This window comes from Rhodovulum sp. (assembly GCF_011048875.1).
Classification (GTDB): domain Bacteria; phylum Pseudomonadota; class Alphaproteobacteria; order Rhodobacterales; family Rhodobacteraceae; genus Rhodovulum; species Rhodovulum tesquicola.
Map to the genome: position 1 here is coordinate 1 of NZ_DSDD01000348.1, position 6065 is coordinate 6065.

A 6065-nucleotide genomic window follows, 5' to 3' on the forward strand; every position below is an offset into this window, starting at 1 on the left:
CTGGCCAACCCGCTGATGCTGGGCACGGCGCGATACCCCTCTCCGGCGGTGCTGGAGGCCGCTTTTCGTGCCTCCGGCGCCGCCGTCGCCACCGTCTCGCTGCGGCGCGAGGGCGGGCAGGGCCAGGCCTTCTGGGACATCATCAAGGGGCTGGGCGTGCATGTCCTGCCCAATACCGCCGGCTGCTACAGCGCGCGCGAGGCGATCACCACGGCGCAAATGGCGCGTGAAATCTTCGAAACCGACTGGATCAAGCTGGAGGTCATCGGTCATGCCGACACGCTGCAGCCTGACCCTTTCGGCCTGCTGGAAGCGACCGAGGCGCTGGCGGCGCAGGGCTTTCAGGTCTTTCCCTACACGACCGAGGATCAGGTTCTGGCCGCACGCCTTCTCGATGCCGGCGCGCAGGTGCTGATGCCTTGGGGCGCGCCCATCGGCTCTGGCCTTGGCCTCAACAACCGCTACGGGCTGCGCACCCTGCGCGCGGCATTTCCGGATGTGCCCATGGTCATCGATGCGGGCCTTGGCCTGCCCAGCCAGGCGACCGATGCGCTGGAGATGGGCTTCGACGCGGTGCTTCTGAATACCGCCGTCGCGCAGGCGGGCGACCCGGTAGCCATGGCGCGGGCCTTTGCAATGGCGGTTCAGGCCGGGGCGCTGGCGCGCGATGCCGACCCGATGGCGCCGCGCGACATGGCACAACCATCGACCCCGGTGATCGGAAAGGCCAAGCTGTGACGCTGCCCCGATTCTATCCCATCTTCGAAAGCCTGGACTGGCTGAAACGCGCCCTGCCGCTTGGCATCAGGCTGGTGCAACTGCGCATCAAGGACCGCGCGCCGGACGCGCTGCGCGAGGAGATTCGCGCCGGTCTGGCACTGGCGCATGCGCATGGTGCGGCGCTGGTGGTCAATGACCATTGGCAACTTGCCATCGACGAAGGCGCAGACTGGCTGCATCTGGGGCAAGAGGACCTGGCCACCGCCGACCTGGCTGCCATCCGCCGCGCGGGCCTGAAGCTGGGCATCTCTACCCATGATCATGCCGAACTGGACCGCGCACTAGCGCTTTCGCCGAACTATGTGGCGCTCGGTCCGGTCTATCCGACCATCCTGAAGGTGATGAAATGGCACCAGCAAGGGCTGGAGCGCGTGACCGAGTGGAAGCGGCTGGTGGGTGACATCCCGCTTTGCGCCATCGGCGGCATGAGCGTCGAGCGCGCGCCGGGGGCGTTCGAGGCCGGGGCCGATCTGGTCTCGGCCGTCACCGACATAACGCTGAACCCAGACCCCGAAGCACGGATGCGCGATTGGCTGCGGGTCTGCGCATGAGCCGCTATGCCCGTCAGATCATGTTGCCCGAAGTCGGCCCGGACGGCCAAGACCGGCTGGCGCAGGCGCATGTGCTGGTCGTCGGCGCCGGAGGGCTGGGCGTGCCGGTGTTGCAATACCTGGCGGGCGCGGGGCTTGGGCGGATCACCCTGGTCGATGGCGACACGGTGGCCGCGCACAACCTGCACCGCCAGCCGCTCTACCGGATGGACCAGATCGGCGCGCCAAAGGCACAGGCCGCCACCGCCGCGCTGACCGCGCTGAACCCACAGGTCTCGATCACCCCGGTCTGCGCCATGCTGGACCCGGAAAATGCGCCCGCATGGGTGGCGGCGGCCGATATCGTGCTCGATTGCGCCGACACCTTCGCGGCCAGCCTGACGCTTTCCGATATCTGCGCCGCGCAGGGCAAACCGCTGATCACCGCCTCGGCGTTGGGGCTTTCGGGCTATGTCGCGGGCTGTTGCGGGGGGGCACCAAGCCTGCGCGCGATCTTCCCCGACCTGCCCGAACGCGGAGCGACCTGCGCCACGGCGGGGGTGATGGGGCCGGTGGTCGCCGCCATCGGGGCGCTGCAGGCGCAGATGGCGCTGGCGGTGCAGCTGGCTCTGACCCCTTCGCCGCTAGGCCAGCTTGTCAGCCTCGATGCGCGCCGCTGGCGCATGAGCAGTTTTCGCTTCGACACCGCGCCCGAGCCCGCGCGGCCCCTGCCCTTCATCGCCCGCAGTCAGACTCGCGCGGATGATCCGCTCATCGACCTGCGGCCCGAGGCTGCGCCCTTCTGCCCCGAAGCCCGCCACATATCCCGCCCGAGGGAATCGCCTTCCTGACCCCGCCCGCAGGCACCCGCGTCGTGCTCGGCTGTGCCACCGGGTTGCGCGCCCATAACGCGGGCCAGAAGCTTCAATCCCGCTGGCCAGGCGATATCGGCCTGCTGGCCCTGACCGACTGAAAGGACCTTGCCATGAAACCCCTTGTCGCCGCGCTCGCCCTCTCGGCCCTTGCCCTGCCTGCGCAGGCGCAGGACCGGCTCAGCGTTATGCTGGACTAGTTCGTGAACCCCAATCACGCGCCCATCGTGCTGGCGCAGGAACTGGGCTATTTCGACGCCGCCGGGCTGAAGATCGAGGTCATAACCCCCTCCGACCCCAACGCGCCCCCGCGCATGGCCGCGGCCGGCCGCGTCGATCTGGCAATCAGCTACCAGCCGCAATTGCATCTGAACCGCCATGACGATCTGCGGCTGCGCCGTGTCGGCACGCTGATCGCCACGCCGCTGACCTGTCTGGCGGTGCTGGCCGATCACCCGGCGCAGGATTTCGGAGATCTTGCCGGCGGCACCATCGGTTTCGCCGTTGCCGGTGTGCAGGAGGTGATGCTGGACGCCATGCTGGCCCATCACGGCCTGGCGCCCGATGCGGTGGATCGCGTCAATATCGGCTGGTCGATCTCGCCCGCGCTGATGGCGCGGCAGGTGGATGGGGTGATCGGCGCCTTTCGCAACTTCGAAATGAACCAGCTGCACCTTGAAGGCACCGAGGGACGCTGCTTCTACCCGGAGGCCGAGGGTGTGCCGGCCTATGATGAACTGATCTATGTCGCCAATCCCGAAACCATGGATGCCGATGCCATCGCCCGGTTTCTCGACGCCACAGCCCAGGCGGTCACCTTCATTCTGAACCAACCGGATCAGGCATGGCAGATCTTCTCTGCTACCGCATCCGAATTGCAAAGCGATCTGAACACAATGGCCTGGTCCGATACCTGACCGCGCTTCGCTACCCGGCCCGCGGCGATGGATGTCGGCCGCTATGCCCGGTTCGAGGCGTTTCTGGCCGAGCGCGGCGCCACGCCGGGCGGGCTGTCGGTGGCGGATCTGGCCATCGACGTGACCGCGGTGGACCAATGAGCGCGCCGGATTATGGCCGTGCCTTCGCACTCTGGCGCGATCAGGCGCCGGACTGGCAGGCCTACACCCGTCACGGCTTTGTCGAGGGGTTGCGCCGGGGTGACCTTCCGCGCGCGAATTTCCTGCATTACCTGCGGCAGGATTACATATTCCTGATCCATTTCGCCCGCGCCTGGGCGCTGGCCGCGGCCAAGGGCGAGACGCTGGCCGAACTCCAGGCCGCATCGGCCACGGTGCAGGCGCTGGCGCATGTGGAGATGCCGCTGCATGTCCGGATCTGCGCACAGTCGGGTATCGACGTGGCCATGCTGGAAACGACGCAGGAGGCGCCTGCGAACCTTGCCTACACCCGCTATGTGCTGGAATCGGGCTATTCGGGCGACTTCCTGGACCTGATGGCGGCGCTGGCGCCCTGCGTGCTGGGCTATGGCGAGATCGGCACCCGGCTCAAGGGCAGCGGCGGGACCTATGCCGACTGGATCGACACCTATGCGGGCGATGACTATCAGGGCCTGTGCCGCAATGTGGGCGCGCTGATCGACGGCGCGCTGGTGCATCGGCTGGGGCCGGACTGGACCGGCCTGCCACGGGCGCGGCATCTGGCGGCGCGTTTTGCCACCGCCACGCGGCTGGAGGTCGGCTTCTGGCAGATGGGGCTGGATGGCCCCCCGGACCGAGCCAGCGCCGGGCCATGACCGGGCTGGCGCTGCACGGTGATTTGTGGATGGGCGCGGATCCACTGATCCGGGGGTTGGCGCTGGACATGCCGGCGGGGCGCTGGTCCTGTCTGCTGGGGCCCTCGGGGATCGGCAAATCGACCATCGCGCGGCTGATCGCCGGCTTGCCGGGGCCGCAGCGGCTGAACGGGGCGTTGCGCACCGATGACGGCCAGCCGCTTTCGGGGCGCGTGGCGATGTTGGCGCAGGACGGGCAGCTTCTGCCCTGGGCCGATCTTGTGGCCAATGTCACCATTGGAGCGCGACTGCGCGGGGCGCCGCCGGACATCGCGCGGGCGCGGGCACTGCTGGACCTGGTGGGGCTGGCGGGGCTGGAACGGCGCCGTCCCGCTGCGCTGTCAGGCGGGCAAGGGCAGCGCGTGGCGCTGGCGCGCGTGCTGATCGAGGATGCGCCTGTAGTGGTGCTGGACGAGCCGTTTTCGGCGCTGGATACCGCCACCCGGCTGGCCATGCAGGACCTGGCCGCGCGCGTACTGGCCGGGCGCACGGTGATCCTGATCACCCATGACCCGCTGGAGGCCCTGCGCCTGGCCGAGCGCGCGTGGCTTCTGGGCACGGACGGCGCGCTGGCGCTGGCGCTGCCGGACAGTCCCGCGCCGCGCGACTACCGCGCGCCGGACCTGTTGTCGGCCCAGGCCGCGCTGCTGGCCCGGCTGCAGGGTGTGGCGCCATGCGACGCCTGAACATTGCCCCCGTCCGCGCGGCACTGGCGCTGGGTATGGCGCTGGCCATCTGGCAGTCGGTGATCTGGCTAACCGGCGTGCCGCGCTTCATCCTGCCGGGGCCGGGCCGCGTGGGCATGGCGCTGTGGGACAACGCCCCCCTGCTGGCCGAGCACGCGCGCTTTACCATCGTCAACCTGCTGACCGGCCTTGCCGCGGGCGTCGCGCTGGGCGTGGCCACGGCGCTGAACCTTGCGCTGTCGCCCGGGGCGCGGCTGATGCTGCGTCCGATGCTGATCTTCGCACAGGCGGTGCCGGTCTTCGCGCTGGCCCCGGTGCTGACGCTGTGGCTGGGCTATGGCGCGGCCTCGAAGATCGTCATCGTGATGATGGTGATCTATTTTCCCGTCACCTCGGCCTTTTTCGACGGGCTGATGCGCCTACCACCGCAGCTGGCCGACATGGCGCAGATGATGCGCGCCACGCCCTTGCGTCGGCTTTTCCTGCTACAGGTGCCGCATGCGCTGCCGGCCTTCTTTTCGGGGCTCCGGCTTTCCGTTGTCTATGCCCCATTTGCCGTCGTCATCGGTGAATGGGTCGGCTCGTCGCGGGGGCTGGGTTATCTCATGCTGCTGACGAACGGGCGTGGGCAGACCGAGCTTATGTTCGCGGCGCTCTTCGTTCTGGCAGGGATGAGCCTGTTCCTCTTCACTGCGCTGGAACAGATGGCGCGTTGAAGTTTGAGAACATTGAACGCATTTGGGACCAGAGAACCCACTGTGACCAAGCCACTCACGGCAGCACGGTGATCCTTCCGTTCTGAACCCCCGCCACCATCTCCCTCAGCGCGGCCGGCTCGATCACCTCGACCGCTTCGCCCCACTTGCAGAGATGTCAGGCCACCTCGACGAGGCCGCTGGCCTCGAAGGTGCCGATCAGCCCGCCATCGTCCTGCTCGACGATCTCCTGGTTGGGGTGGAACTCAAACTCGCGCGCGGTCGCTGCAGCAGCCGGGCTGAAGCGCCAAGTTACCCGGGCGACCTCATCATCCGCGTGAAACGACCCAAAGGATTGCGCCGTACAGGCCTCGTGGTCGAAATCCTTGTCCTTCTCGAACCACTCGAAGGTGATGAGATATGCCCAAAAGTTGGTGACGGCCATCACCAGGCGGCGTTTTGAAGTTGCTTGATGCCGTCTTTGAACGCAATCCCCTGAATGACCTCGGGCATAGCTCGTGGACAATCAGGATTCCCATTGGGTCAGATTTCTGATTCAAAGGAACGTCTGATAAACGGCTTCGGCAGCGCCGAGATGGCTGCCTGAGCGCTTCGGCCGCTGCGAGACGGAGTTTTTGTGGCTCGTTTCGTGTTTTCAGGCCCGCCAGATGGGCGGTCCGGCAGATTTCGGGCAGACTCGTCCTCATGCC

Annotated in this window: 7 protein-coding genes and 1 pseudogene; 7 read left to right on the plus strand and 1 reads right to left on the minus strand. The window is 67.5% G+C overall.

Annotation, left to right across the window (positions count from 1 at the left end; translation table 11 throughout):
* The 7 genes and pseudogenes from ENN83_RS12220 to ENN83_RS12250 all read left to right on the plus strand — a co-directional run.
* Nucleotides 1-738 (plus strand): thiazole synthase (locus ENN83_RS12220; RefSeq protein WP_287187384.1); only part of this gene is annotated, 738 nt, incomplete at its 5' end.
* Nucleotides 735-1331, plus strand: coding sequence for a thiamine phosphate synthase (locus ENN83_RS12225; protein ID WP_287187386.1), 597 nt, complete (start codon nt 735-737; stop codon nt 1329-1331). The genes ENN83_RS12220 and ENN83_RS12225, both read left to right, overlap by 4 nt.
* A complete protein-coding gene (locus tag ENN83_RS12230; protein ID WP_349760126.1) occupies nt 1328-2161 on the plus strand; it encodes a HesA/MoeB/ThiF family protein in 834 nt (277 codons plus the stop codon). The genes ENN83_RS12225 and ENN83_RS12230 overlap by 4 nt, the downstream gene beginning before the upstream one ends.
* 134 nt (nt 2162-2295) lie before the next feature.
* Nucleotides 2296-3240, plus strand: a pseudogene (locus tag ENN83_RS12235) (ABC transporter substrate-binding protein).
* A complete protein-coding gene (locus ENN83_RS12240; protein ID WP_287187387.1) occupies nt 3237-3935 on the plus strand; it encodes a TenA family protein in 699 nt (232 codons plus the stop codon). Before ENN83_RS12235 ends, ENN83_RS12240 begins: the two are co-directional and overlap by 4 nt.
* A 29-nt stretch (nt 3936-3964) precedes the next feature.
* On the plus strand, nt 3965-4660 hold the full coding sequence (locus ENN83_RS12245) for an ABC transporter ATP-binding protein (protein WP_287187389.1): 696 nt from the start codon (nt 3965-3967) through the stop codon (nt 4658-4660).
* Nucleotides 4648-5376 (plus strand): ABC transporter permease, encoded by a 729-nt coding sequence (locus ENN83_RS12250; protein ID WP_287187391.1) that lies wholly within the window; start codon nt 4648-4650, stop codon nt 5374-5376. Before ENN83_RS12245 ends, ENN83_RS12250 begins: the two co-directional genes overlap by 13 nt.
* 157 nt (nt 5377-5533) lie before the next feature.
* Here ENN83_RS12250 and ENN83_RS12255 read toward each other — a convergent pair whose 3' ends face one another.
* Complete coding sequence (locus ENN83_RS12255) at nt 5534-5800, minus strand: WYL domain-containing protein (RefSeq protein ID WP_287187393.1); 267 nt, start codon at nt 5798-5800, stop codon at nt 5534-5536.
* Between the last annotated feature and the right edge of the window lie 265 nt (nt 5801-6065).

Excerpts from the sequence above, each read along its gene's own strand:
- ENN83_RS12230 (WP_349760126.1), top strand. The coding sequence starts at position 1,328 with ATGAGCCGCTATGCCCGTCAGATCATGTTGCCCGAAGTCGGCCCGGAC.
- ENN83_RS12240 (WP_287187387.1), top strand. The coding sequence starts at position 3,237 with ATGAGCGCGCCGGATTATGGCCGTGCCTTCGCACTCTGGCGCGATCAG.
- ENN83_RS12245 (WP_287187389.1), top strand. The coding sequence starts at position 3,965 with ATGGGCGCGGATCCACTGATCCGGGGGTTGGCGCTGGACATGCCGGCG.
- ENN83_RS12250 (WP_287187391.1), top strand. The coding sequence starts at position 4,648 with ATGCGACGCCTGAACATTGCCCCCGTCCGCGCGGCACTGGCGCTGGGT.
- ENN83_RS12255 (WP_287187393.1), bottom strand. The coding sequence starts at position 5,800 with ATGGCCGTCACCAACTTTTGGGCATATCTCATCACCTTCGAGTGGTTC.